Here is a 25,935-nt window from a genome sequence, read left to right as displayed (position 1 = left end):
CGGGAGCAGGGACGCTCGAGCGTGGTGGGAGAATGGGGATGCAGGGGGTGCTATTCTACTACAACCGATCGCCCCGGATTGGTCGCCAGTTGACTGCAGTGCGGGGAACGAACATTTTCCCGCCAAACAAACGAAATTGATTCGCCGCTGCGACTCGACGTTCCATTCCCTCTGAGCAAGGTTTCTTCTACAATTCACGACTCACAATCACGCCGGATGACCCCGTTTTTCCATCTTTGGCGTGATTGAGCAAAATCAAAAGACCGAACCTGTCCAAATTTTGGATTTGACACACTCACTTGGACCCCTTGAGGCGCATTGCACATGGCTTCTTCCCAGTCAATTCTCGCGGATAAACTGCACGAGTACCCACAACAAGATGTGATCGATGGAGCGAGTGGAGGATCAGATTCGATTCTTGACGACTGCCTGAATCAGAATGACGGTGTGTTTCAGTTGCTGCACCGCTACGCTGGCCGTACCTTTTGCACGCCAGGAAAACGCCTTCGACTGGATGCGAAATCGTATTACCCGGACTACATGAACGGGACAGGACTGGATGAGCTGTGGATGTGCTGCACGGTTCCGATTGTCACCGGTGTGGTTGATACGCGAACCAACAAAGCTCCGTTTCGTGAAGGTGAATCACACGTTCTGACTCCCAGCGGCCAAGTCATCTCGCTGCAAGATTTGATCACCGCCAATCCGGAAGCAGTGATGGGTCAGAAGGTCACCGCGTTCGCGAAAGAACTCTTTGGTCACATCACTTGGCCGATTGTCTCGAAGAAGTTTGATAACCTGAACCCAATTCCACACCACCTTCACTGGTCAAAGTGGGAAGTCTATGACATCAACTCGTTCGACAATCCCGGAGTCAGTCCGTCGCACTATCACACCACCGCGATGGGACTGTATCCCTTTGTCAGCAAGGATCAGTTTCTTGAATGCATGCAGAGTTTTGGGAAGGGCGAATACAACGGCGTTCGGCATTTGTCGCCGCACGTCATGATGCAGCTCGATAATGGCTTCGTGATGCCCAACGGTGTTTTGCACTCGCCAACCGACCTGTGCACGCACGAATTGCACGTGACCATGGACGAGCACTTCCTCGCCGAGGACTTGACGCTCGACGGACGGATCGGGGCAGCCGATGCGTTCTATGCCTGCCGTGAAGAAGACTTTCCCAAAGACCGGCACGAAGACTGGGAATACTTGGTGGAAAAGTTTGACTTCGAAGCCAACCAAGATCCCGACTTTGTCCTGAATAACAAACGTCCGGCGATCACCTCCGAAGAGTTTTCCGGCGAAGGCGTGGATGCCAAATGGATTATCTACGGTGACTTCCTGGGCGACCAGAAGTGTTCGATCCTGCGGTTGACGGTGCAGCCCGGTGGAAAGACTCAGTTTTGCCCCGAGACTCCAACCCTGTTCCACACCAATGGTGGCAGCGGTCGAGTTGGGAAGCTGAGCGTGCAGTACAACCAAGACATGGTGCTCGGTCAGCTCTATTCCGAAATCGGTTTCATCACCCAAGCTGCACTGAACAGCGGCGGTGTGGAGATCGAAAACACCGGATCAGAGCCGCTGGTACTCACCTTCGACTTCCCGCAGAACGCGCACTCCACGACACCCGGTGCTGCACTGGCTGGTTAGAGACTGGCTGGTTAGAGACCGGCTCTACCGGTCATTCAGTGGCTCGGCAGTCATTGCCGAGCGATCTGTTCGGTGAAGCACTGAGCAAGCAAGCGAGCTTGCTCAGTGATGACTCGCTGTCATTCTTGCGGCCAATCGGCTAGCTCAAACTTCTTTTCGACATTGGCCGTGTGTTCGTCGTAATGGCGTTCCATCTGCAGCAACAGAGCTTTCAGCGAAGGCCAGGGAGTGGCTGGCGGTTTGCGATCCAGCGGCATGTCCTCTAAAAGGTACGCATAGCGGCGACAGAAGTCGTCGACTCGTTGCATGAATCGGGCTTCTTGTTTTCCATCCCAATCTGGATGCCGAGGTTCGTAGTCCTTCGGCATCTGGCGAGGGTTCAAGTTGACCACTGGGATGCTCGGATCAAGAGCGTGGTAGATCTGAGAGAAGAACAGTAACTGGCGACCAGCCATGTGTTCGGCATTCCACCTGGGCGTGTGTGTCCCATTGGATGGCTTGAAGCTCATCTGCTTGGCAGACAGGTTTCGGAACACCTCTTGGGATCGTCGGTTCGCAGCTTCCATGCGATCAAACCATTCGCTGAGATGTTCGGGGACCGGTCGGGGTGCGGCAAGCAGAGCTGATGCATCGACCTTTGTCGATGCTGCTTCACCGCTGTTTTGGCCAACCGCATCGCCAACAGGAATGGTCATTAAACCTGTCAGCGAAACCAGCAGGCATATCGTCAATCGAAGGTTCATTGGACCTAAAACCGTGTTGGAAGAGAGTCAAAGCGATGGAGCTGTGATCGGCGAGTCAATCACTCGCTTCATGACGGGCAACGTGCAGGGCTCTATCATATCGCGTTGATCGCCGCTCGGTGTGAAGAGTTGGATTGATTGGTTGTCGCTATGGGTTCTACTGAGGTGGCTTTTGTTTTCGAGGCACAGAGTTCACGGCCCCGGCTTGGCGACTGGGAAGCGGCTGGGCGACTTCATCTTTCGCAGGCAGCAGGCTGGCGAGCTTTGTCTTGATCGCAGCGAACTGAGGATGATTGGTCTGGTTGGTCCATTCATGCGGGTCCGTGGTTCGGTCGTAGAGTTCTGTTGTCCCATCCCAGTAGCGAATGAAGCGAGCGTCTTGCGTGCGCACTGACATGTGTCCGTCGTAGACGGTGATCGCGGGCTGCTGCCTCGGTGACCGTACGTCCTTCAGCAGTGGTAGCAAGGAGTGACCATCAAGGTGCTTGGGCCTCTCCAGCCCGATCAGATCGACAAGCGTTGGGTAGAGGTCCAGCAAGGAGACGGGGCGCTGGCAGATCTGGTCCGGTTGGGTCACGCCCGGCACGCGCCACATCATCACGCTGTCAGTGGCTTCTTCCCAAAGCGTCGCCTTGGTCCATTGCTGTTTTTCGCCCAGGTGAAAACCATGATCGCTGATCAGTACAACGATGGTGTTGTCACGGTGTGGGCTTTCGTCGAGAGCGTTAAGGATGCGGCCGATGTGAAAGTCAGAAAACGAAACGCTAGCCAGGTAGCCGCGAATCGCTTCCTTGGCCAAGCCGTTTTCGACCACCTTTTCGTTCCAGCTAAGATTCACTAATCGCTGCCCGTACTCGGGGACATCGTTCAGGTCTTGGTCCTTGACCGGTGGTGATTGGATCTCGTCCAGCGGATACAGGTCGAGGTACTTCTGTGGGACGTACCAAGGGTAGTGTGGATGAAAAAGACCACATGAAATGAAGAACGGACGGTCGTGTTTTTGCTTGAGTGCATCGATGGTGGCATCGGCCAGCAGCTTGTCACTCATTTGGTCTTCCTCCAAATGCGTGGCTCCCCAGTCGCGTTCCGTGATGCCGCCACTGGCGTTTCTTGCAATGCCATTGAGCGGCGCTCCTGGCGGCGGAGGCGTTCGTTTGTGGTTCAGCGACGCGTCGTACTTCACACCAGTGTCATAGCCATGCGACACTTTGCCGAACTTGGCGATCCAATAGTCTTCATCACTGAACGTCTTAAACAGCGAATCCACGTCGTGCAAGATTTCGCTGTCACCGACCTTTACTCCATTGCGCGACACACCGGACTTCCAGGGTGCAACGCCCGACAGGAACGCCGTTCGCGAAGGACAGCAAACGGGACTGGCCGTGTAGGCGTTGTGAAACAAAACACCCTGTTTTGACAGCTGTTGAATGTTCGGGGCGATGACTTTTCCCGCGTAACGCGTTGGATCTTCCAGCAGCCAAGTGTTCAGGTCGTCAACGATCAGCAGCAACACATTCATCGGCGGCTCTGACGTTTGCCCAGACGGTGGTGCCGCAGATGCCAGATTCGGGGACGGGGCGATGAAGCCGCTGGCCAAGAGGAATGAGCCAGCAACCAGTGATAGCAGGAATGTGAAACGCATGAATTACTTGCTCCTTTTCTTGAGGATTGTCTTGGTGCCTGCGGTCGATGTTTCCGGCAGTTTGCCGATGGGGCGGCGATTGGTTTCCAGTTCACTGACCATCGCATCCATCCGGCGTCGCAGGTCGGAGACGATTTGTGGATGTTGGGCTGAAACGTCGGTGGTCTCGCCAGGATCGGTTTCCAAGTGAAAAAGCGAGCCAGCCGGTGCGGAGGGACGCTTTCCTTCTCGGCCACTCTTGCCACCGGGTTTTAGTTCTCGTACGAGCAACTTCCACGCCCCGTGGCGAATGACCGAGCCCGGCACAACGAATGAATCATGGATCGGTTGTTCCACCGGATCGCCGTTTAAGTACGGCAGAATGTTTCGACCATCGATCACGCGGCCGTCCGGTGGCTTCACTCCTGCGATCGCACTAAAAGTCGGCAGCCAATCGATGATCCCAGTGATCTGGCGGTTGGTAGACCCCGGCTGAATCGTCGCTGGCCAACGCATGATGCAGGGGACGCGAATGCCGCCTTCAAAGTCGGTCCATTTGCCGTCACGAAACGGACCAGCGTCGCCACCATCAATGCCGAGCACAGGGCCGTTATCGGAGGCGAAAATGAAAAGTGTGTTGTCAGCGATGCCGCTGGCATCGAGGGCCTTCATGATTTCCCCGACTTGCCAATCGATCTCGCGAATCACATCGCCATACGTGCCTCGTTGTGAAGTGCCGATAAAACGCTCGTTGGGGATCCAGGGCGTGTGTGGCAGCGGTGAAGCGTAGTAGAGAAAAAAGGGACGCTGCTTGTTTTGCTCGATGAACTGAATCGCGGCGTCAAGCAGTTTCGGCGAGTGGGCTCCGTCCGTTTTGCGTTTGATCGATTCGACACGTTCTCGGTTGTGGTAAATTCCCGTGCCTTGATCAAGGTCGACCATGAAGCCGTAAAACTCATCAAACCCATGGCGGGTCGGATTGAATGCATCCCATTCACCTAGATGCCACTTGCCGACAATCCCTGTCGTGTAGCCAGCCTTCTTGAGAAGCTCCGGTGTGGTGACTTCATCGGTATGGATTCCGATACGATCCCGGTTGTAAATGACTTTGGTGCAACCGGCACGATGGGCGTGCGAACCGGTCATCAAAGCCAGTCGAGTCGGTGAGCAACGCTGATGCACATAAAAGTCCGTGAACTTCATGCCCTGTTCACGCAGTTGGTCAATGTTAGGCGTTTTTAGGGTCTGTGATCCATAGCAACCGAGGTCCCCATAGCCTTGGTCGTCGGTCAGAAAAACAACGATATTTGGTTTGTCGGATGCCTGAAGGTTTCCAGCGGCAAACGAGAGAAACGCGCACAGGATCGCAATGGTTTTCGCAGTTGGACGGATCATCGTTCGTTGGCCACTCCTTGTGGACGAAGGTTCTCACGCAGGTTCGACTCAAAGCGAGCCATTTGTTGCTTGAGACGACGAGCAATGTCGGGATGTTGGTCGAGCAGGTTGGTCTGCTCGCCAAGGTCCTGGCTCAGATCGTGAAGTGTCTCGATCGCAACTTTCTTGGATTGTTTCTTCTGTGCGGGTTTCTCGGTCGCGGTTCGGTATTTCCAGTTGCCAACACGGATTGCCTGGACGCCTCGGCCGCGCAAGTAGTAGATGGCTTGATGTGGAGACGTTGCATCTGGCTGGCCAGCCAGCAACGGCCAGATGTCTTTCCCGTCGATCACACGATCGCTGGGCACCTTGCCGCCGGCCAATTTGGAAACCGTCGGCAGCAGGTCCATGCCGGTAATCGCTTCATCATTTTCTCTGCCGGCGGGTATTTTGCCGGGCCAGCAAGCAACGAACGGAACCCGCACACCGCCTTCCAAGGTGGAACCTTTGCCACCGTTCAACGGTCCAGCGCTGCCGCCTTTGCCGGTGTTGGGGCCGTTATCTGACGTAAAGATCACCAGAGTGTTTTGATCGATCTTCAGTTCTTTCAAGGATCGTAGGATTTCTCCTGTGCTCCAATCCAGTTCTTGGATCGTGTCTCCGTAGAGGCCGCGTTTGCTCGTGCCAATGAACTGCTCGGAGGCGTGCAATGGAATGTGCGGCATGTTATGCGCCAGGTACACGAAGAACGGACGGTCTTTGTTTTCAGTGATGAAACGAATCGTTTCTCGGGTGTACCGCTGAGTGAACTGTGTTTGGTCCGCAGGGACTTCGATCACGACGTTGTTGCGAACCAGTGGGCACGCTGCCGTCTCTCGCTTTTGGATTCCATCACGCGTGTAGCCTTCACGAAAGACACAGTCATCGGCATAGGTTTTTAACGCTGGATAATAGGGCTGGCTGTTGGAAGAGGGTGTCCCGTACCAGTAATCGAACCCATGGTTCAGCGGCTGGAACATCTCTTCGTTCCCCAGGTGCCACTTGCCAATGATCGCCGTTGCGTAGCCCTGATTTTTCAGCAGTTCGGGTAAGGTGATTTCGCTGGGATTCAATCCATGGTTGTTCCGAGGAAACAGGACGCCGCCGATGCCAACTCGAGTTGAATGGCTGCCGGTCATCAATGCCGCGCGTGTCGGAGAACAAACGGGAGACACATAACAGCTGTTGAACTTTACGCCCTTTGTGGCCATTCGGTCAATGTTGGGTGTTGCAAGATCCTTCGCCCCGTAGCAGGAGAGATCGCCGTAGCCGAGGTCGTCGGCTAGGATCACGATGACATTGGGTTTTGTAACGTCCGATTCGGCGATTAGCTGCGCGGCGGACAAACAAAGGACGAGCACAGCAAGAAGGGATCGATTCATTTCTGACGGGGTGTTTCGCTAACGTGGAAATGCTTTGTTGTGAATGTGGGTAAGCGTTCGCTGCCAGACGGGCTTGGAGACGGCTTCGCGGCTCTTGGGCGATCACTTCTTCTGGGCAGTTGCGTCAGAATAAGGCAGGTACTTTGGATGTGGGACATAGTTGCCCTTGCCCTTCTGCCAACGGAATTTTCCAGCTTCGACAACGAGATCCCGTCTGGCGTTCAACTTTGGTTCGGGATCGGCGAACGTGGTCGGTGCTGATTGTTGGAGCTCTTTGATGATCTCCGCAGACTGTGATTCGGACGCAAGGTTGTTCCACTCGTGTGGATCTTCTTTGACGTGATACAACTCTTGGTTCTTGTCGTCATAGTGGATGAAACGCCAGTCGCGATTCATGATGGCGTACTCACCGGGATTCATGTACGGCAGATAGACATTGCGGTCTCTCGCATTGGCAGGATCTCTTAATGTCGACGCCAACGAAACGCCTTCGAGCGTTTGCTGCGGCGATGGAAGTTGGCATTGTTCAACCAGCGTTGGGTAGAGATCAATCAAGCTAACGGTGACGTCGGTCTTGGCACCTTTCGCTACGCCGGGACCGGCCCATACGAACGGCACATTCGATGTTCGTTCCCACAAGGTGTGTTTGCCCCACTGGCCTTTTTCGCCCAGGTGATACCCGTGATCACTCCACAGCACGACGATGGTGTTGTCGGCGTAGGGGCTTGATTCCAGTGCGTTCAGGATTCGTCCCACCATGGCGTCGGCATAGCTGGTGCAGGCCAGGTAGCCGTGCAAGGCGTCTTTCCAAGCGTCCATCGCAACCAGTTTGTCATAGTGAAAGGCCTTGCGATTCTGACGCTGCTTGCGAACCTTGTCCGGCAGGTCAGCTAAGTCGTCCTCTTTGAAGGCCGGGGTCTCGATCGCGTCCCGAGAGTACATGTCAAAGTACTTCTGAGGGCAGTAATTCGGGTAGTGAGGCGCATAGAATCCGCATGCGAGGAAGAAGGGTTTGTCATGTTTGCGGCTCAGTTGTTCAACGGCCCAGTTGGCTCGGATCGTGTCCGCCAGCTCTTCCTCTCGATCGTTGGGGATCGCACCCCATTCCAAGAACAGACCGCCGGTGATCTGCTTTCCTTTGTTGTAAACACTGTTAGGAAAAGGCTGCGGGACGGGGGTGTCACTGCTCCATGATTCCAGAGCCCAACCGCCATCACGTTGAAACTGATTGCGTAGAAAGAACGTGGTCCAATCACGCTGGTCAATCGCTCCGGCCGGATGGTGAAACAGCTTGCCCGCACCGAGCGTTGTGTAACCTGCCTTTGAAAAACTTGTTTGCAGCGATTCAATCTTCGGATGGTGTACAAAATAATTTGGCGTTGTGTAACACCCGGTGGTCGATGCGTATTGCCCAGAAAAGATCGCTGCACGGCTGGGCGCGCAAAACACTCCCGCCGTGTGAGCATTGGTAAAGCACACGCCACGAGCGGCGAGTCGATTGATGTTGGGCGTGATTGCATTGGGGCGCGACGGAAGGCAGCCGACAAAGTCGTTCATATCATCGACCGCGAGAAACAATACGTTGGGTCGGGGGGCAGTCGCAAACAAGCTTCCCATTGATGCAAGAACGAAAAGCGTGACGCTGAATAGAAATCGCGAGGGGTTCATAGGTGTTCCACTGGGAGAGCATCGGGCGGGATGGAAAAGCATGACCGTAACGGAGCCAGAATCATCGATGATAGATGATGCGTATGCCTAACGGTTGAATGAGTTTGGGTGGTGTGCGGATCGGGGAAGGGAATCTTCTGTCGTCATCATTTTGATCGGGCGATCTCCTCTTGGGCGGTCCGATACAGCGCGGCGACTTCTTTTGCGGAAAGTGGTCGATCGAACAACCCGACTTCGTCGATTCTGCCATTCCACATTCGCGTTGCCTGGGGAGTTGTTCCGAACCAAATGGTCTGGGCGCCGCTGACTGCGAGTTCGGTACAGGACTGGGCTGCAACCAAGTTGCCGTCTTCGTAGAGTCGTAATTGCTGGCCATCTGCTGTGACAACGATCTGTCGCCACGACTCGGGCGTCAATGCGGAGTCGCCGGTGACCGAGGTCATCTGTCCGGTGCTGCTCTTGATGGTTGCCTGCAACATGCCGTGCTGGTCAAGGTTCAGACTAAAGTTACCTTGGCCATGGTGTAAGTTTGTGGCGATCGCTGATTGGTGTTCAGCGATGAAGGGTTCGTGTGTGGCTGGTTCCCAGTAAACAAACAGTGTCAGCGAGAATTGTCCTGTGTTTAGCGGTGGTGGTGCATCGACACGTCCTCCACGGCCCGTGGAATCAGCACCCACGCGCAGCGAACCGCCGACGAAGACTCCGCGCGCATGCGGCGGACGTTTCCCTTGACCGGTCAATACAACACCCGAGTATTCAGGCGGCTGAGACACCAAGCCCTGGTCACGGATCGGCATGCGATAGAACACCAAATGTGACAGGCTCTTCAGTGCGCGAGCGTAGCTTCGTTTCGGTTCATCAAAGTTGCGAATGAATCGATTCGTTGCAAGCGAGATGTCCTGTAGTTCCGTTGCACCGTCTGTGATTCGCACCGCTTGAGAGGCATGCAGCTCAACGGACCGGGAGACGTCTCGCTGCTTTGACTCGCCGGGAGAAACTCGGACCAGCCCATCAAAGACATGCACTTCGCTGGTGCCACCCTCGACATCGATCGAGAATTCCGTTCCAAAGTCAACCACTTCCGCTTCGGGGGTTTCGACGGTGAAGCCAATCCCGGCGGGAGGGACTGTGGCTGAGAGACGCCCGCTATGCAACACGATGCGTTTATTGCTGACGGTGTCAAAGTGAGCAGGTGCTTCAACGTAGACCATCACGCCTCCACCAAACTGTAAGTTCAGCAGGCCTTGTCGCAGTTCGTACGTTCCGACTGGAAGTGTGTCATCATTCCACGCTGAGCCCTTCTTGATCAAGAGGCCATTGACTGTACTGACAACTGATGCAGTGTCTTCATCGTTGCCGTACGGCTTTGTCTCCAGCAACATGAATCCGATGAAAAGGCATGCAGCAGTGACCAGCGTGGTGACGGCAGGCGCCAGGATTCTTCGCGAGCGGAAAGTAAGCGGTGAATGATCTTGCCGAGATTCTGTTGGGCTTGCAGACGTGGAATCAACGCTGGCGTGCAACGCTTGTTCTTGTAACTGGCGTCGCCGCAGCGAGCGACGCAAATCGACGTGTAACTCCGAGCGATGGGCAAACCGTTCCAGATTGTCCGGATCTTGCAACCACCGTTGGAAGTCTGCGACTTCCGATTCGGAGACTGTGCCGTCAAGGACACGATCAATGAATGCATCATCGATGGACATTACAAATGCTCCATGCCTAGCCGTCGCTCAATGCAACCGGCCAGTGATGTCCGTATGCGGGTAAGCAGGACACGTACGGAACCGCTGGTGGAACCGACCCGTTGGGCTGCTTCCTCTGCGGACAGTTCTTCAACGTACCGCAAGTCCAGGACTTGTCGCGATTTTGGCGTTAATGCTTCAAGACAGGCCTCGAGTGCTTCACGACGCTGGTTCCGGCCGTCAGCTTGCTGTGCCATCGTCTCAGCCAGTTTACCCAGCAAATCGTTGGGCAGCACAACCTGATTGCTCCCGCGTGCGCGGTAGTGATCAATGACTCGTGACTTGGCGACCCACAACGCCCAGGCAACAAATGGCCGTTCCGAGTCATACTCGTCAAACCGACGCGCTAATTCCTGGGCAATCCGCTGAATAACATCTTCGGCGTCATGAAACAGAGAAACCGATGCAAAGACATACGCCGACACGGCTGGCTCTGCTTTGAGCCAGCATTCGGTGAAGTGCTCTCGTTTGTCTTCTTCTCTCATATCTATGCAAGTTGTGGATCACAGGTCAGGCTAGTGTCTGCCGAAGGCGAGCTGAGATTGTTAACAAGATTCTAAAAGAATCACAAACGTTTTTTATCACAGAGCGGTTCGTCGTTTGACAATAGGCCGCAAAATGCTGGCTTGAGCTGGCCAAAGAAAGTGCCCTGAAACGCAGGGGGCTTGTCACCGTTTATTGCCGAGATCGGTGGTCAGACGATTCTGGATCTCGCTGGGAATGTCTAGGCCATGCTGGACTGGGGAAATCACGTCGATTAGAATGTGGTCGGCCCCAGCCGGTGTTTCATGATCCACCGTTAGGTGTGTTCGATTGTTAGCGGTCGTGTATCAGCGGGGAATGCCTGCCAAGCGTTGCGATGGGAGGTCAAAGGGATCGTCTGGGCTGCCAGACGACATTTCCATCCAAATTTTTATCAAACGGTTTCCGATGTCGACTTTGACTTGCAGTTGCGGTGTAGCTCTAAATGTAGGTGGCATCGCGGCTGGAAAAAGCGTCCGTTGTCCCAAGTGTCAGCAGGTGCTGACGGTGCCTGGGGCGGCGCCGGCCGTTGTGACAGCCAGTGCGGTTGCGAGTCCAGGTTCCAGTGGAGCAGTCGCCGAGCAGAAACAAAAGCTAAAGTGTCCCTGCGGTCAGATCCTTGGAGTCAAGGCATCGATGGCCGGCAAACAGGTGAAGTGCCCCTACTGTCAGAAGCTCTTACAAGTCCCCGGAGCACCGGCGGCACAAGCCGTCCCCAGGCCTGCAGCGGCACCTGCTAGTCCGACAGGCTTTCCAAGCCAAGGCGGTGGGATGTTTGACAACGTCCCCGGGCCTCAGCCGATGGCCTCGGCCGCCCCATTCGGGAACATGCCGGCAAGCGGCGCGGCCGCACCGGCAGGGGCTGGAGGCTATTATAATTCGCCAGGCATGCCGATGCCGGCTTCTGGCGCAGCGATGGGTGGCAGGGCTCCGAGGTCACGAGGTGGCGGCGGGATCAGCCCCGGCGTCGTGATCATTGTAGGATTGGTGGTTTGTGTTGTCGCCTCGGTGCTTAGCTTCATTCTGCCACCACTGGGATTGATTCTTGGATTCCTTATTTTCATCGGCGCCTCTTGTCTTTCGACAGTGGGGAGCATCTGGATGTTGATTGTGGCCTTTGAAGACGACACGACCGAAGGTCTACTCGTGCTGTTTGTTCCGTTCTATTTCTTCTATTACTTGATCAAAACCTGGGACGGTTCGGTCCCCTACATCATTAATGCTTTGACCTTTGCTTTGCTCGGCCTTGCGATTTCTGTGTTTGCGGCCGGCTTTTTGGGGGCCTTAGTCTTTGCCCCGAACTGATGCATCCGTTGTAAGGGTTGCGGCACGCCGGTCAGGCTGTTTGCAGAAACTGAAAGATCGCTTCGTGATGACCGATGCCTGGTGCCGAGCAAGCTGGTTTACAGCGTTTTCAGATTAGGCTTGACGGCTTTGGCGTCACGGACATCGACAGGGTACATCGCTTGTTGTGAATCCAGACGCTGGATCAGTTTCTTCGCCAATGATAAAGCGAGTTCGGGGCGTTGTTTGACCAGGTTCGCTCGTTCAAACGGATCGTCTTCTAAGTTGTACAGCTCCCACTGTTGCGAAGCGTAGCTGTAAATGATTTTCCAGGCGTCGGCTCGATAGCTTGAGAACAGCGTGTTGCGATGGCGATGCGGGAAATGGACCAGGAACTCCTGTGGCCGATGTGGTCCAGGTGTACCGGTGAACGATGGTGTGATGTCATGGCCATCAATGACGGCATCTTCAGGCAACTTGGCACCTCCGATTTTTAAGAGGGTCGGCATCATGTCCACGCAAGTGACGATGTCGTGCTCGACCGAGTTGACGGGAATTGCAAGCCGTTGTTGCAAGGGATTCTGAGGATTTGGCTTGGCCCAGGCCACGATCAGCGGCACTCGCACTCCGCCCTCATAACGCGAGCCTTTCTTGTCTCGATACGGTCCGTTTGCCGACCATGCACTGCCGTTGTCTGAAAAGAAGATCACAAGCGTGTCCTCGGCAACGCCAAGTTCATTCAGCCTGGCCAGCATGTCACCCAAGGATTGATCCATGCCTTCAACAAGTGTTGCGAAGGCAAGTCCCTGCCCTTTGAGCTGCGGATAGTTGGCGCTAAAACGAGCATCGGGATACTGCCAGGGGGCATGGACCGCATAGTGGCTCATGTAGGCAAAGAACGGTTCGTTCGCTGTGACCGAGTCTTCGATTGCCTGATTCATCTCCAAAGTGATCGCTTCGGTTAAAAACGTGTCACTGCCATGGTACTTTCCCAGACCAGGCACGTCCCAAACATGAGCACCTGTGCGATGATTCGCCGAATAGTTGTACTTTCCCCAGTAGCTCCCTGGGCCGCCGCCACCGAAGCCTGCGATATTGAGATCAAAACCCAGGTTGCGAGGATCCCCGGACGGTGTGTCATCGGGGCCAAAGTGAGCTTTGCCAGCAAACAGCGTTCGGTACCCGGCCTGCTTCATCAATCGGGGCAGCAAAGGCAGAGAGCGATCGACACCGGTGATGCGCCAGCCAGGAGGGCTCTTCACGTTTGCTGTCTTGACCAACCCGGTGTCGACGGAGGATTCTTTGGGGTGCGTCCAGGTCGTGACTCGATGTCGCGGAGCAGACTGTCCTGTTATCAGGCTGATGCGCGTCGGCGAGCAGACCGAATAGGAGTATGCGTTGGTGAACAGTCGGCCATTTGCTGCCAGTTTCGCCATGTTCGGGGTTCGGTAAAGATCATTCAGTGGGATCTTCTGAGGCTGATCGTCTTGATAGAAAAAGGGGACGGAGGTGTCGCCGGTGCCCATGTCGTCGACCAGGAAGAAAAGAATGTTCGGTCGCTCAGCGGCGGTGCCGACCGACGCAGCGGCCATCAAGAGCACAAGAAACAGGCATCGCATCTTCAGTTCGCCTCATCATGGGTGTGGTACAAGCATCTTGAGCAGACAGTGTACTCATTGGTCGCTTCCAGAGCCATGTCGCCAAGGTTGCCCCCGGAAGCTAGTCGATTTGATCGGCGCCGCTGGAATGTTTTTTACCTACGCCGTTGAACTGCGCTTCGCGTCTGCGATGCCTTGGGCCGTCAAGTGGCGAAGCTTTTTGAGGAAATTGGCCCGGAAAGGGAAGAACGTGCGCGGCGTTTTGATCGCGATGGGCACTGGAAACTAGACGCGTGTTGCCCAGAGCGTGTCGAATCAGTTGGTGGGCGTTCCACCGCTCCCTTCTCGTTCGCATTCCGCTCAGCAGGTCGACTTCATGCAATCTCCTTCCGCCTCGATCCCAATGTGGGTCAAGCTTGGTTTCACGGTCTTCATGTGCGTCTTGGTTCCTTATTACTGGATGGAGTACGGCCCCACCAACTTCATCTACTTTTGTGACATCGCACTGTTTTTAACCTTGGCCGCGGTTTGGACGGGAAAGCCCTTGTATGCATCCATGGCAGCGGTCGGAATCATGCTGCCACAAGTGCTTTGGCAGGTTGATTTTGTCGGGCAATTGGCAGGCTTGCCGGTGACGGGGATGACGAGCTACATGTTTGACAGCGACATCTCTTTGCTGGCTCGGGGGCTTTCATTCTTCCACTTTTGGCTGCCAATTCTCTTGATCGCACTCGTCGTCAGGCTTGGCTACGATCGCCGAGCGTTGGCGTTCTGGACGCTGACGGCTTGGGCGGCAATGGCAGTCGGTTACCTTTGGTTGCCTGCGCCTGGCGATCCACTGGACTTTACCAACCAGCCCTGCAATGTGAATTATGTCTTTGGGATGAGCGGTGATGCCCCACAAACAATGATGCCGCAAGCAGCTTGGCTGACGATGATGATGGTGGGTCTGCCACTGTTGATTTACTTGCCCACCCACTTCCTTTTGTCTCGACTGGCGGCCCGCAGGTCGATCGCCGAGCCTGGCAAGTCGGCCGTGTTGGTCTCTTAAGGGTCGCGGCTAACAGCAGTTTGACTGAAGAGACAAAGTGACAAGGTCGAGCTTACCGGTTCGCTGTATCCAGCGATGCTTCGTGCCCGGTGGCTTTGTGCGTCAGAAGGCTAGGTGATCAAGGATCAAAGAGATTGTATGTCTCAGCAAGGGACCTGGATCTCTTCTCTCATGTCCAATGACGCGTGAGTTGTGGCTTTCAGGAATCTGCAAGGCGGAATGCTGTTTCACTGCATGTTGAGGGATGCCAGCCATTTCATTGCCTCAGCCGTCGGCGGTGGATGAGAATTGAGGTCGTCGCCGGCCACGCTCTAGGATACGATTGAGCCGGCGAGGGAGTCTTCGGTGGTTGCTGGGTGAAGGCACCTGCGTGACGCTGGAGTCATTCTAGCGGTGACGCTAGCACGGTCGTTGGTAAAGCGAATGGCTGGCCGTTGAATTGAATTGTCTTTTGTCTGCGAACAAATCCATGAATGGCGTGACAACGTACGAACAGCTTGGTGGTGAAGAGGGTGTGCGAGGACTTGTCGATCGGTTCTATGACTTGATGGCCGAACTGCCTGAGACTCAGGCGATTCTGGCGCTTCATCCAGACGACTTGACCGAGTCCAGAAACAAGTTCTTCAAGTTCCTGTCGGGGTTCTTCGGTGGGCCTTCGTTGTACATTGAAGAATACGGTCACCCGATGTTGCGAGCTCGCCATCTGCCGTTTCCGATCGGCGAAGATGAGCGTGACCAATGGTTGTTGTGTATGAATCGGGCAATCGATGAACGCGTCACCGATTCTCTGTTGGCGACACAGCTTAAGCAAAATTTCTTTCGCACAGCCGACCACATGCGAAACCGCTCGGAGTGACGACCTGGCTGCAGGCCGAACGCGCCCGTGTTGGGTGCGTCATGTTCAGCAACGGTGCGAGCCTCGCCGAGATTCAATCGGCCGAGATGGACCCGCTCAGTCGTAACGCGGCCCATCCAGCGCGGCCTGTACGGCGCGGCCCGTACGGCGCATTGCCCCTTGCTAGGCAGATCCGATTGCGGTGTTTTTCCGGGTCATTGCCGTGTCAAGACTTGCGGCGACCTGACCGGTTAGCAGGCAGGGAAACGCCAGGCGGACCGTTTTGCCCATCTGTGACAATTCGATTTCGACGGCGAATTGCTGGTGAAAACGCAAACTCTCTGCCCTCCTCTGTTTGACGCTCGGTTAGAATTTCATAAGACGAGCGACGTCTTGCTGGCGGTCTCTGCCGCACTGCGGCTATGAGTCAAGCAGTCTCTCCTCCGCTGTTACGCATTCTCTCTGCGCGTTGTGCTTCCAATTGGTGGCTGTAATCGGGGAGGATCATTCGCAATTTTATTATCCAGCCGATTGAAGTTGTTATGCATTTTTTACACTGGGTCCGCCATTGTTTTGTCTTGCTTGCTGCGTTTGCGACACTGCCTGATTCAACGGTCTTTGCAGATTTAGACGCCCAAAATCTGCAGAGCAGAATTTTCTCGACCATCGAATTGGTTCAACCTGCGGTTGTCTCCCTGGGGCAACGTGGCGGTAGCTTTAGTGGTGTCATCGTTAGCAAGGAAGGGCATGTGCTCTCGGCCGGTCACGCGGTGCGGCCCGGCAGTCGTTATCAAGTGACGTTGCCAGATGGTCGCCAACTGACGGCGGTTGGGAAAGGTTCCAATCCACGAGTCGACTGTGCCCTGTTGAAGATAACGGGTGATGTTGATGATTTGCCGTTTGTTGAGATGGGCGAGTCCAAGTCGTTGGTTCGCAATCAGCCCTGCCTTAGTATTAGCTTTCCCGGTGGTCAGGGGACGCGTGGCGTCCCCTTTGTTCGCTTTGGCCGAATTGTCGGCACCAGCAGAGGCGACGGCATGTTTCAATCATCAGCCTTGATGGAGCCCGGCGATTCTGGTGGTGCACTGTTCGATTTGCAAGGACGAGTGATTGGAATTCACTCGCGCATCGGCAGAAGCATGGAGCGGAACTATGAGGTGCCGGTTGATTCGTTCAAGAAGTATTGGAACGAATTGAACCGTGAGAAAACGTTCACGGAAATTGGGCCGCCCGTGCCAAAGCTTGGTTTCAACGGCTCGGGGCTCGCGGATGGGGCTGGCGTCGAGGTGTTCAAGGTTTTTGATGACACCTTGGCTGCGAAGCACGGCATGAAAGCCAAAGACGTGATTCTATCGGTCTATGACAAGAAGACCGTGTCGATTGACGCACTGCGCAAAGCACTCATTGCGGCTCGGGATGAGGGGGCTGATACGATCGTTGTCACGGTCTTGCGCGAGGAGAAGAAACTGGATCTGAGCATGCCCTTTGAGGTCGAGCGTGAAGCGGCGCCCAAAGTCGAATTGCCTGTTTACAGCAAGAAAGCGTTCGCAAAGCCGACGCCGATCGGCGAACTTGCCAGCCTGCCCAAGCAATTTCAAGACTTGGAATCAAAGCTTGATGATGGATGTGTCCAAGTCGTTAGCAAGTTGAGCGACAACGAGGACGTGACCATCTTGGCGACCCTGATTCAAGACACTGATTTCATGGTCAGCAAGAGCTCGATGGTGCATCAAGATCCGACGACAAAGCTGTCCGGCAAACAGGTGAAGCTCAAGATTGTTGCTCGCGATAGCAAGAACGATTTGGTCCTGTTGCAAGCGCCCAAGCCGCATCAGACAGGGGTTGAACTCACGGACTCATCTGACAACGACTCATCTGACAGCGATTCATCTGCCAAGGGCTACCGGGCCGGCTTGTTTCTGTTGACCCCCGATCCAGCCGGTCAGGGAGTGGTGAGTATTGTCAGTCGCAAAACATTCCAGTCCCAGAAACAACAGAGTCGCGGCTACCTCGGTGTGATGCCCGAGGACTACAAAGACAAAGCGGGTGCGATCTTGCGTCAGGTCACCAAAGACGGTGCCGCTGAGAAAGCTGGCCTAGAGGTCGGGGACGTGGTGACCAAGATGAACGATCAACGGATTCGAACTCACATGGAGATGCGGAATTTCTTGGGCACCGTCGACCCCAACGATACGATTGTCGCAGTGATTCTGCGCGGCGAAGAAGAGTTGAAAAAGACGATCCGTTTGGGCGTGTTTCCATCCTCCTCCAGGCATGCCGCCGACCAGATGGAAAAGAGTGGGCGTCGAGATGGGTTCGCAAAGGTCGTTTCGCATGATGCCGTCTTGGAGCCGACGGACTGTGGCGGACCGCTCTTTGACCTCGATGGAAACTTCTTGGGCGTGAACATTGCCAGGAACAGTCGAGTGCGAAGTTATGCCGTCACACCCTCGATCGTCAGGCAGCTCGTTGATGAACACACCAGCAAGAAGTGAGACGCAGCGCAGTGGGGTGAAACCCGATTAGCGAAGCGCTTCAAGGTAATCTCGTGCTCGATTGATTTCCGCAGTGACCTGGTCGGTCGTTTCCAAGATCGGCACGCCACGGGGAACTGGATGCATGAAAATCTCCGTCCAGCCTTGGTAGTCTATCTCGGTGAGTGCCTTGATCAGCGGCGTGAAATCCAGGTCGCCGCGGCCTGGCATTTGAAGCAATTCTTGTTCCTTTGGCAGTTTGTTCATGCAGCCCATGCCATGTTGCCAGGCATAAAACACAGCAATCGAATCGCCGAGCGTCTTGATCAATTGCCCAAGTGAGTCCGCATCCTGTGGCAGGTGGTAGGGGGCAAACGCGATGGCCAAATGCTTCGAAGGTCGCAGTTCCGCCAGCCATTTGAGAGAGTCAGGTGATTCGATCAGATTGTTGCCATGGTTCTCGATTGCGATGGTCACGCCGGTGGCTTCGGCGATTTCCAGGTGAGGCTTCATCTGCTCGACAAATTTACCCACCGCGCTTTTTAGCTCCGCCCCCTTTAATCCCTTGGGGCCTTTGCCTCCGGTGACGATGGTGTGGCAGGCGAACCGTTGTGCCAGACGCATCTCGTCCTGCAGTCCGAAGGGGCCGAGTTTGTACTGCGTGATGCAGCCGAGGGTGACCTGATGCTGATGCAGTAGCCCTCGGAAACGTTCCTCGCCCATCGCATCGACCTGTTCACGCTGATTGCCATGAACCCGCGGCCAAATGTCGATTGCAGTTGCTCCAGCTTTGCGGACTTCGGGAAGAATCTCTTCCAGGCTGCCTTCGCCATACATGCAGGAACCAAGCATGTATTTGAATTTCAATGCCTTGGCGTGTTGGGCAAATGCTGATTGCATTAGCAGGCTGCCGGCCAGTGTCGCCGTTGTTGCTGCGCAGAAGTGGCGGCGTTGAATTTGGTGGCGGGGCATTTGATCGTCCTCGTTGTGTTTGTCCATGGAGCCTCGGTTGCAGGTTGGTCGCGCAGGATAGGGGCAATGATTAAGTTTAGCCAGTCAAGTCGCCTGTGCTTCGTTAGATCAGGCGTGGGTGAGTTCGGAGAGTTCGCCGGTGCTGTCGGCGAATGCTTCGGTTTCTTTGCCAAAGCAGTTGAGCAAGGTGACGAATAGATTGGCCATCGGAACATCGCTGCCAAGCTTTAAGTAACGACCGTGCTGAAGTCCCAGGTTTGATCCACCCGCCAGAATCAGCGGGTAGTTATGGTTGTGGTGGGTCGTTGAATTGCTGCTGCCATACAGGATTAGCGAGTGATCGAGAACGGAACCATTTCCCTCCTGTGCCGATGCCAATCGCCTTAGAAAATAGCTGAACTGTTCGGCCATGAACTGATCCCATTGTCCCAGTTTGACGGCTCCCTCGGGCTTGTTCCAGCCATGCGCCAGGCCATGCAGGTTGCTTTTGAACCCTTCGAGTTGCGGGAACTTGCCGGCATTCGACGATGCGTCCGCCATGTTGGTGATCTGGTAAGTGGCGACTCGTGTGGAGTCGGTTCGGAACGCCAAATACATCAGGTCGTACATTGTTCGCATGAACAGTCGAGGCGCCTTGTCATCTGATTCCAGGCTCAGCATGTCGCGTTCTTCATCACGCAGCTCGGGGCGTGGGATTTCCAGCCAGCGCTGTGAACGTTCGACTCGTTGTTCGATCTGGCGTACGGAGGCGAGGTATTCGGCAAATTTCTCTTGGTCTTGTTTTCCTAATCGTCGATTGAGTGACCGTGAATCTTCCAAAACACGGTCCAGCATTTTGGAAGCGCTTTTTAGTCGGCGGCGCTGTGCGATCGAGTCTGCATCTCCCGCGCCGAAGAAGCGATCAAAGATCTGTTGCGGTTGATGCATCGCTGGCATCGGTCGGCCCTTGTCGTTATAGGACAAGGTGCTCGATCGCGTTGGCTCACCGACTCCACCATCGGTGGAAAGCACGAGTGATGAGAAACGCGTTTGATCGCTTACCGAAGCGGCGGCGACCTGATCAACGGAAATCGTGTTTTCGAGATACTGATTGTTGAGGAAGGCGCCGGTTAAAAAGGTGTCACCCGTGTCGTGGCCGCCCATTTTACGACCGTTGGGGTGCGAAAGGCCTCCAAGCACGGTCAAGTCGTCGCGGAAACATTCGAGTGGCCGCAGTGAATCAGTGAATTCAAAGTCACGCCCTTCACCTTTGGGGAACCATCTCCAGTTGGCATGTTCGCTGTCTTCTTTGGGCAAGCCGATGCCGAATCCCCAGTACATTGCACACAGGCGGCGTGGAGAATCAGTCGCCGAAGCGGTTGCCGGAGCCGCGTCTGCCATGCACTCCATCCACGGCAACGCTAGAGAAACGCCACCGGTTCCCATTAAAAAGGTACGGCGGTTAAGGTGCCACGATTTTCTTGCCATCGTTTGTTCCCAACTCGATCGAGGTTGATCTTCAGTGTTACTCTGCTGTGACAGCAGAATTGATCCGCCGTTATTTGGTCTGAAAGGATTCGCTTGTCACAATTTGTGTCACAAGGTCACCCAGCCGATAGTCATTCTTGACAAACTTATTGGTTAGATCGTCAATTGCCGATTCATCCGTTAATTCCAGTTTTCGGCCGAGTGCATAGGTCAATAAACGCGTGACCAGCGCCCGAGCGAACTGCTGCTTGCGGTTGTTTAGCAAATACCTGCGAAGGCCATCAACGCCATTGAGTTCCTGTCCGTCGGGCAACGTATCGACTGCGTTGACGGGCAGCTTATCGAACCGCTTGCCTTTTTGCCGACGGACTTCGTCTCGCCAGAGTCCAACCGCATCGAAGTTTTCTAAAGCAATGCCCCAGGGGTCGATGTCTTTGTGGCAACTCGCGCAGGCGGCTCGCTCTCGGTGCACTTCCAGTTGTTCTCGAATGGAGAGCGTTAGGAATTCCGGATCGGCTTCATCCAGAGTCGGGGCATCCGGCGGTGGAGGTGCTGGCGGGTCGTCAAGCAGCCGATCACGAATCCAGACCGCGCGACGAACGGCATGAGAATCAGCGCCCGTCGAATTGCTTAGCAACACGCTGGCGTGCCCCAAAAGTCCCCCACGATGATCGTCACGGTTAAGCTTGACTGGCCGAAAGTCTCGGCCCCAGACATCTGGATAACCGTAGTGTTTGGCCAGAGGCTCATTCATCATCGTGAAGTCTGACTGGAGCAGTTTTAGCGCACTGTCATTCTCTTGTAACAGAAACGCAAAGAACTGTTGCGTTTCGCCAATCATGTCTTGCTTCAGGCCTTCGGGGAATTTTGGATAATAGCTTTTGCTGATCGCCACTCGGTCGACGACATCCAGATTCAACCATTGGCGCGTGAACTGATCGACGAATCGCTGGGACCGTTTGTCGGCAAGAAGGCGTTCTACTTCACTTGCCAGCACTGTTTGGTTCAGCAACGAATCATCGGCGGCTCGGGCAGCAAGTTGATCATCCGGCATCGTGCTCCACAGAAAGTACGACAGTCGCGAGGCGAGTTCCGAGCTCGTCACCGGTCGCTTTTCATCGCCTGCCGGTTCGACCAAGTACAGGAAGTCGGGGCTGATGAGCGCCATGGCCAGCGTTTCTCGCATCGCCTCTTCAACGGTGGGGAACTCGGGGCGAACGGTCTGAAAGAAGTCCACAAACCGCTTAATCTCTTGTTCAGTGACGGGGCGTCGAAAAGCGCGAGGCAAAAACTGTGTCAGGGATTTATTAGCCCAGCTTGTTTCGTCGTTCTGTTGCTCCGCCGGGGCGCCGATGATCTGCCGATGAAGCTGTGGTGGCCATTGTTCAAAGAAGGGTGCTTCGAACTGGACGGAGTGAATATTGATCACGGGCAGGTTGGGCTCGTCCGGAAATTTGCCCTTTTGAGCCTTGGGACGCTGGGAGCCATCGTCGTAGGCGTTGCGAACACGAACGACAAGGCCGGGGTATTTTCCTTGTCCACGAACTGGCAGTGGATGATTTTCCAATCGCCCGCGGAACTCCAGCGTCTGTTGTGCTTCCGACTTGATCTCCACCGAGTCCACGTTACGGAACAGGATTTGAGTGTCGGGGCGGTAGCCTACCGAGAGCTCAAGAATCGGATAGCCTTTGTTGGGGCGCAGTTCAGCACTGAATGTCACTCGAATCCGAAACTCGCCTGCTTCCGGATAGTCCTTGACCATCGTGCCTAGGAACACCTGTGAACGTTGCAGGCGATTGCTGCGTTCTACGTTGCCGCGCCAGTTGCGTACATTGGACTCCGTGAATTCGTGGTCGTATTGTTGCGGAGCCGGTCCGCTGACAATCACGCGATCGAGGGCGCGGCGTGCGGTGGCCAGGGCGTACTCCAGCTGAAACGCAGACATCTGCAACGCCTGGCCGTTGTTTTGAAAGCCATCTTCGGAAGGCGAGTCCGGTGGAAGGTCTAGGGCATAATCCATGTCCAGACCCAGCAGGTCCAACAGGGTGTTTTGGTATTCCACACGATTCAATCGCCGATGCACCACTCGGCCGCTTCGTCGGCTTGTGGCTTTGACATAGTCATCGAGTGTTTTTCGGATCCAGCCAGTCAGTGACGCGAGTTCTTCGTCGGTCAGTTGATCCTCGTCTTCCGGTGGCATCTCGGCAGAATCGAGAGCGTTCAGGACTTCGTGCCATGTTTCGGCCGCCGCCCGGTTCTTCATCAGATCCGTGGACAGGGTGTCCAGACGGACCATGGATTCCTGGTTCTCCGAGCCATGGCATTGAACACACTTTGCCTGCAAGATCGGCAGAATGTCTTTCTTGAAGACTGCTGAATCGCTGTCGGCAAGCGCAGCGCTAGCCGGGATGACAGCATGCAAAAGAAACAGCAGATGCAGAATGCGATAATTCATGCGATCTGAAACGGCAGGTTGGATGGCGGGTCGGTTCCACGGGGACCGTGAGGCGGGACGTTCAGTTTACCCGTAACGATGGCTGCTGTGCCTGAAAAAATAGTTTTCTGCCGCTTCTCAGCTTCAAATTGGGCTGTTTAAAACAGGAAGCGGGTTGAATCTCTTCTTATCACAGCGGCTTTGCGGCTTCAGACCAGCAACATCAATACAGGTCTTGTTCGCCTTCGCCCCAGGAACTCACATCGCCGTCCTCATCAATTTCCACATGAATCACATTGGAATTGCAGCACACCGGGCAGTCTTCAACGTACTCCTGACGCGATCCCGCCGATGGGTCGACGGGCACGATGATCTCTTCGCCGCAGTGATTGCAGATGTAACTGGCTTCGTCGTTCATCGATCAACCCTTTCTCACCAAATTCACTGACACGAGCTCTACGACTAGCGATCGTAGCGATGAACAATCTTCAATCAAGCCTGCATTGAGAATCTCCAGAGTTCAGCTTTGGGCTGCGAGCTGCCCACCGCGCGGCGCCGTCGCGAGGCAGTAGCGGCATCCGCAACGTCTTGCTGTGCTTCATTTCACGGCCATCCACACTCGCTTGGGCGATGGGTTAGGCAAACTCTTTCAGCTTGATGCGTTGAATAGCCAAGCCAACAGTGGCTCTGCGGTTTTTCGCCGCCCGGGGACTTCGCCACTGGCTATACTAGGGGATCCCGCCTCCAATCCCACCTCTTTCGCATTTACCGATGTCAGATCGCCTGCTTACAAGGTTGTCGTTCGCGTTCGTCATTTCAGTGGCGATGTTATCGGGATGGATGTGTCCCCAAAATGCAATGGCTGTGGATCCAGATCCCGTTGATTCCGTCGCCGCGGACTCGTCAGGATCGGGCTGGTCAGGATCGGACTCGGCGGTCGACGTTCCGGTCAGTTTCGAGCTGGACATCCAGCCAATCTTAGCTGCTCACGGATGCAATGCCGGAGCCTGTCATGGGAAGCAGCGTGGGCAGAACGGGTTTCAGTTATCGCTGCTCGGATTTGATTCTGATTTTGACTACAACGCACTGGTGCATCAATCGCGTGGTCGTCGGCTGTCGGTGTTGGCTCCGGAATCAAGTTTGTTGATCCAGAAAGCGACAGCGGAATTGCCGCACGGCGGTGGACGCAAGATCGAACCCCATTCCAAGTCCTTTACCAAGCTTGCCAGTTGGATTCGGCAAGGTGCGCCGCGGCGTCTGAATGATGAGCCTCGGCTGGAGTCAGTGAAACTTGCCGAAACAGAATTCTCTTTGTCGCCTTCCGCTGAGGCTCAGTTGTCGGTGACTGCACATTACAGTGACGGAACCGAGCGAGAGGTGACGGAGCTGACTGGCTATCTGTCCAATGATGCAACGGTTGTCGCAGTCGACGAGCAAGGGCGATTGAAAGCGGGACCGATTCCGGGTGAGACTGCGGTCATGGCTCGTTACATGAATGTGATCTGTGTGGCCAATGTCTCGATCCCTCGAACAGAGAAGTTGCCCAGCGATTTCTATGCTCAGCAACCACGCCGCAACTTCGTCGATGCCTTGGTTTATGAAAAGCTGGCACAGATTCAGGTGCAGGTTTCCCAGCCGGCCCCCGAGCATGTCTTCATGCGGCGAGCTTACACGGACATTATCGGTCGCCTACCATCACCTGAAGAAGCACGCCAGTTTCTTGATTCTGATGCTGCGGACAAGAAGGCCCAGTTGATCGACCGCTTATTGCAGCAGCCAGAGTACGTGGACCACTGGGCTAACCAGTGGGCTGACCTCTTGCGTCCCAACCCCTATCGCGTGGGCATCAAAGCTGTCCTGAATTATGACAATTGGATTCGTCAGCAATTCCGCGACAACGTTTCGTACGACGAATTTGCCAGGCGTTTGATCACGGCGAAGGGAAGCACTTGGCACAATGGGGCGGCAACGCTTTATCGTGATCGCCGTAGTCCTGACGAGATTGCAACGCTGATGAGTCAGTTGTTCTTGGGTGTGCGATTGGAGTGTGCAAAGTGCCATCACCATCCGTTTGAAAAATGGAGTCAGCACGACTTTTATTCCTTCGCTGCCTACTTTGGCAAAATCGGTCGCAAGGGAACGGGGCTGTCGCCTCCGATCTCGGGCAGTGAAGAGATCATGTTCGTTTCGAACAAAGGTGAAGTTCGACATCCGGTCACCGATGAAGTGTTAGCGCCGCAACCTTTGTTTGGAAGCGCCGAGGTTGCCGACCGAACCGACCCTCGCGAAGCCTTGGCGGAGTGGATGACTTCGCCAGACAACGAATACTTCGCCCAGGTGCAAGTGAATCGAGTGTGGGCTCAGTTGATGGGACGTGGGATCGTCGATCCTGTGGATGATTTGCGCAGTACCAATCCGCCTAGTAATGCCAAGTTGCTCGGTGAATTGGCCAAGCATTTTCAGGAAACCCATTATGACCAAAAGGCATTGATCAAGACGATTGCGTTGTCGCAAGTCTACGGGCTGAGTTCGGTCCCGAACGAAACCAATCAGGGTGACCGGCTGAACTATTCTCGGCACTATCGGCATCGACTGCGAGCGGAGGTGTTGCTGGATTCGGTGGCGTTGGTGACTGAAACGGCTGACTCTTTTTCGGCACTGGCTCCGGGTTCACGTGCGAATCAAGTTTGGACGCATCGGATTGATTCAGTCTTTTTGGATACCTTTGGCCGTCCCGACGAAAATAAGGATCCGCCTTGCGAACGCGTGAGTGACTCTTCGGTGACGCAGACTTTGCATTTGATGAACTCGCGGCAATTAGACAATCGTGTTCGAAGTGACGCGGGTCGAGCGGCAAGACTGGCCAAAAGTGACAAGACTTCAGCGGAAGTCGTCCAGGAGCTTTATTTGGCCATGTTCTCGCGACGACCGACGGCTGAAGAAAACGTTTACGCCGAACAATTGCTGAACGCTGCTGGCGACAACCGGCGTGCAGTGATCGAAGACTTGATGTGGGCGATGATTAACTCCCCAGAATTCATTATTCAGAATTGAGTGCGACTGACTCGCAAAGAGG

General features: G+C 54.9%; 18 protein-coding genes. 6 read left to right on the top strand and 12 right to left on the bottom strand.

Annotated elements, in window-relative coordinates; all coding sequences use genetic code 11:
• Nucleotides 1-324 precede the first annotated feature (324 nt).
• On the top strand, nucleotides 325-1,653 hold the full coding sequence (locus SV7mr_RS23940) for a hypothetical protein (RefSeq protein WP_145277428.1): 1,329 nt from the start codon (nucleotides 325-327) through the stop codon (nucleotides 1,651-1,653).
• Between the two features lie 119 nt (nucleotides 1,654-1,772).
• On the opposite strand, the gene SV7mr_RS23935 is transcribed toward SV7mr_RS23940, so the two are convergent.
• The 7 genes from SV7mr_RS23935 to SV7mr_RS23905 all read right to left on the bottom strand — a co-directional run bounded on the left by SV7mr_RS23935 (nucleotide 1,773) and on the right by SV7mr_RS23905 (nucleotide 10,707).
• Nucleotides 1,773-2,396: a DinB family protein gene (locus SV7mr_RS23935; RefSeq protein WP_145277427.1), complete on the bottom strand. Its 624-nt coding sequence runs from the start codon at nucleotides 2,394-2,396 to the stop codon at nucleotides 1,773-1,775.
• A 157-nt stretch (nucleotides 2,397-2,553) separates the two neighbouring features.
• A complete protein-coding gene (locus tag SV7mr_RS23930; protein WP_419187858.1) occupies nucleotides 2,554-4,038 on the bottom strand; it encodes a sulfatase in 1,485 nt (494 codons plus the stop codon).
• Between the two features lie 3 nt (nucleotides 4,039-4,041).
• On the bottom strand, nucleotides 4,042-5,412 hold the full coding sequence (locus SV7mr_RS23925) for a sulfatase-like hydrolase/transferase (protein ID WP_145277425.1): 1,371 nt from the start codon (nucleotides 5,410-5,412) through the stop codon (nucleotides 4,042-4,044).
• Nucleotides 5,409-6,812 (bottom strand): sulfatase family protein, encoded by a 1,404-nt coding sequence (locus SV7mr_RS23920; protein ID WP_145277423.1) that lies wholly within the window; start codon nucleotides 6,810-6,812, stop codon nucleotides 5,409-5,411. The genes SV7mr_RS23925 and SV7mr_RS23920 overlap by 4 nt, the downstream gene beginning before the upstream one ends.
• A gap of 102 nt (nucleotides 6,813-6,914) precedes the next feature.
• Nucleotides 6,915-8,429, bottom strand: coding sequence for a sulfatase (locus SV7mr_RS23915; protein ID WP_145278928.1), 1,515 nt, complete (start codon nucleotides 8,427-8,429; stop codon nucleotides 6,915-6,917).
• A 197-nt stretch (nucleotides 8,430-8,626) separates the two neighbouring features.
• The gene (locus tag SV7mr_RS23910) at nucleotides 8,627-10,183 is read right to left on the bottom strand and encodes a LamG-like jellyroll fold domain-containing protein (protein ID WP_145277420.1); all 1,557 of its coding nucleotides are present in this window, start codon (nucleotides 10,181-10,183) and stop codon (nucleotides 8,627-8,629) included.
• Nucleotides 10,183-10,707 (bottom strand): sigma-70 family RNA polymerase sigma factor, encoded by a 525-nt coding sequence (locus SV7mr_RS23905; protein ID WP_145277418.1) that lies wholly within the window; start codon nucleotides 10,705-10,707, stop codon nucleotides 10,183-10,185. The genes SV7mr_RS23910 and SV7mr_RS23905 overlap by 1 nt, the downstream gene beginning before the upstream one ends.
• A gap of 445 nt (nucleotides 10,708-11,152) precedes the next feature.
• Here SV7mr_RS23905 and SV7mr_RS23900 point away from each other — a divergent pair, with 445 nt between their 5' ends.
• On the top strand, nucleotides 11,153-12,049 hold the full coding sequence (locus tag SV7mr_RS23900) for a hypothetical protein (protein WP_145277416.1): 897 nt from the start codon (nucleotides 11,153-11,155) through the stop codon (nucleotides 12,047-12,049).
• 98 nt (nucleotides 12,050-12,147) lie between these two features.
• Here SV7mr_RS23900 and SV7mr_RS23895 read toward each other — a convergent pair whose 3' ends face one another.
• Complete coding sequence (locus tag SV7mr_RS23895) at nucleotides 12,148-13,647, bottom strand: sulfatase-like hydrolase/transferase (RefSeq protein WP_145277414.1); 1,500 nt, start codon at nucleotides 13,645-13,647, stop codon at nucleotides 12,148-12,150.
• 355 nt (nucleotides 13,648-14,002) lie between these two features.
• Between SV7mr_RS23895 and SV7mr_RS23890 the strand changes: the two genes are divergently transcribed.
• The 3 genes from SV7mr_RS23890 to SV7mr_RS23880 all read left to right on the top strand — a co-directional run bounded on the left by SV7mr_RS23890 (nucleotide 14,003) and on the right by SV7mr_RS23880 (nucleotide 18,007).
• Nucleotides 14,003-14,677 (top strand): hypothetical protein, encoded by a 675-nt coding sequence (locus SV7mr_RS23890; protein WP_419187857.1) that lies wholly within the window; start codon nucleotides 14,003-14,005, stop codon nucleotides 14,675-14,677.
• Between the two features lie 451 nt (nucleotides 14,678-15,128).
• Entirely contained in the window at nucleotides 15,129-15,533 is a 405-nt protein-coding gene (locus SV7mr_RS23885; protein ID WP_473163662.1) for a group II truncated hemoglobin, read from the top strand.
• Nucleotides 15,534-16,054: 521 nt separating this feature from the next.
• The gene (locus tag SV7mr_RS23880) at nucleotides 16,055-18,007 is read left to right on the top strand and encodes a trypsin-like peptidase domain-containing protein (RefSeq protein WP_145277412.1); all 1,953 of its coding nucleotides are present in this window, start codon (nucleotides 16,055-16,057) and stop codon (nucleotides 18,005-18,007) included.
• A 27-nt stretch (nucleotides 18,008-18,034) separates the two neighbouring features.
• Here SV7mr_RS23880 and SV7mr_RS23875 read toward each other — a convergent pair whose 3' ends face one another.
• The 4 genes from SV7mr_RS23875 to SV7mr_RS23860 all read right to left on the bottom strand — a co-directional run bounded on the left by SV7mr_RS23875 (nucleotide 18,035) and on the right by SV7mr_RS23860 (nucleotide 23,277).
• On the bottom strand, nucleotides 18,035-18,958 hold the full coding sequence (locus SV7mr_RS23875; RefSeq protein ID WP_145278922.1) for a sugar phosphate isomerase/epimerase family protein: 924 nt from the start codon (nucleotides 18,956-18,958) through the stop codon (nucleotides 18,035-18,037).
• 108 nt (nucleotides 18,959-19,066) lie between these two features.
• Nucleotides 19,067-20,425, bottom strand: a complete 1,359-nt coding sequence (locus SV7mr_RS23870; RefSeq protein WP_145277410.1) for a DUF1552 domain-containing protein — start codon at nucleotides 20,423-20,425, stop codon at nucleotides 19,067-19,069.
• A 70-nt stretch (nucleotides 20,426-20,495) separates the two neighbouring features.
• Nucleotides 20,496-22,880: a DUF1592 domain-containing protein gene (locus SV7mr_RS23865; RefSeq protein ID WP_145277408.1), complete on the bottom strand. Its 2,385-nt coding sequence runs from the start codon at nucleotides 22,878-22,880 to the stop codon at nucleotides 20,496-20,498.
• 202 nt (nucleotides 22,881-23,082) lie between these two features.
• Nucleotides 23,083-23,277, bottom strand: a complete 195-nt coding sequence (locus SV7mr_RS23860; protein ID WP_145277406.1) for a CPXCG motif-containing cysteine-rich protein — start codon at nucleotides 23,275-23,277, stop codon at nucleotides 23,083-23,085.
• A 440-nt stretch (nucleotides 23,278-23,717) separates the two neighbouring features.
• Here SV7mr_RS23860 and SV7mr_RS23855 point away from each other — a divergent pair, with 440 nt between their 5' ends.
• Nucleotides 23,718-25,913, top strand: a complete 2,196-nt coding sequence (locus SV7mr_RS23855; RefSeq protein WP_419187856.1) for a DUF1549 domain-containing protein — start codon at nucleotides 23,718-23,720, stop codon at nucleotides 25,911-25,913.
• Nucleotides 25,914-25,935: the final 22 nt, after the last annotated feature.

The sequence above is a fragment of the Stieleria bergensis genome, assembly GCA_007745635.1.
Classification (GTDB): domain Bacteria; phylum Planctomycetota; class Planctomycetia; order Pirellulales; family Pirellulaceae; genus Stieleria; species Stieleria bergensis.
Note: the sequence above shows the minus strand (reverse complement) of the source record. Positions and strands in the feature narration are given on the sequence as shown.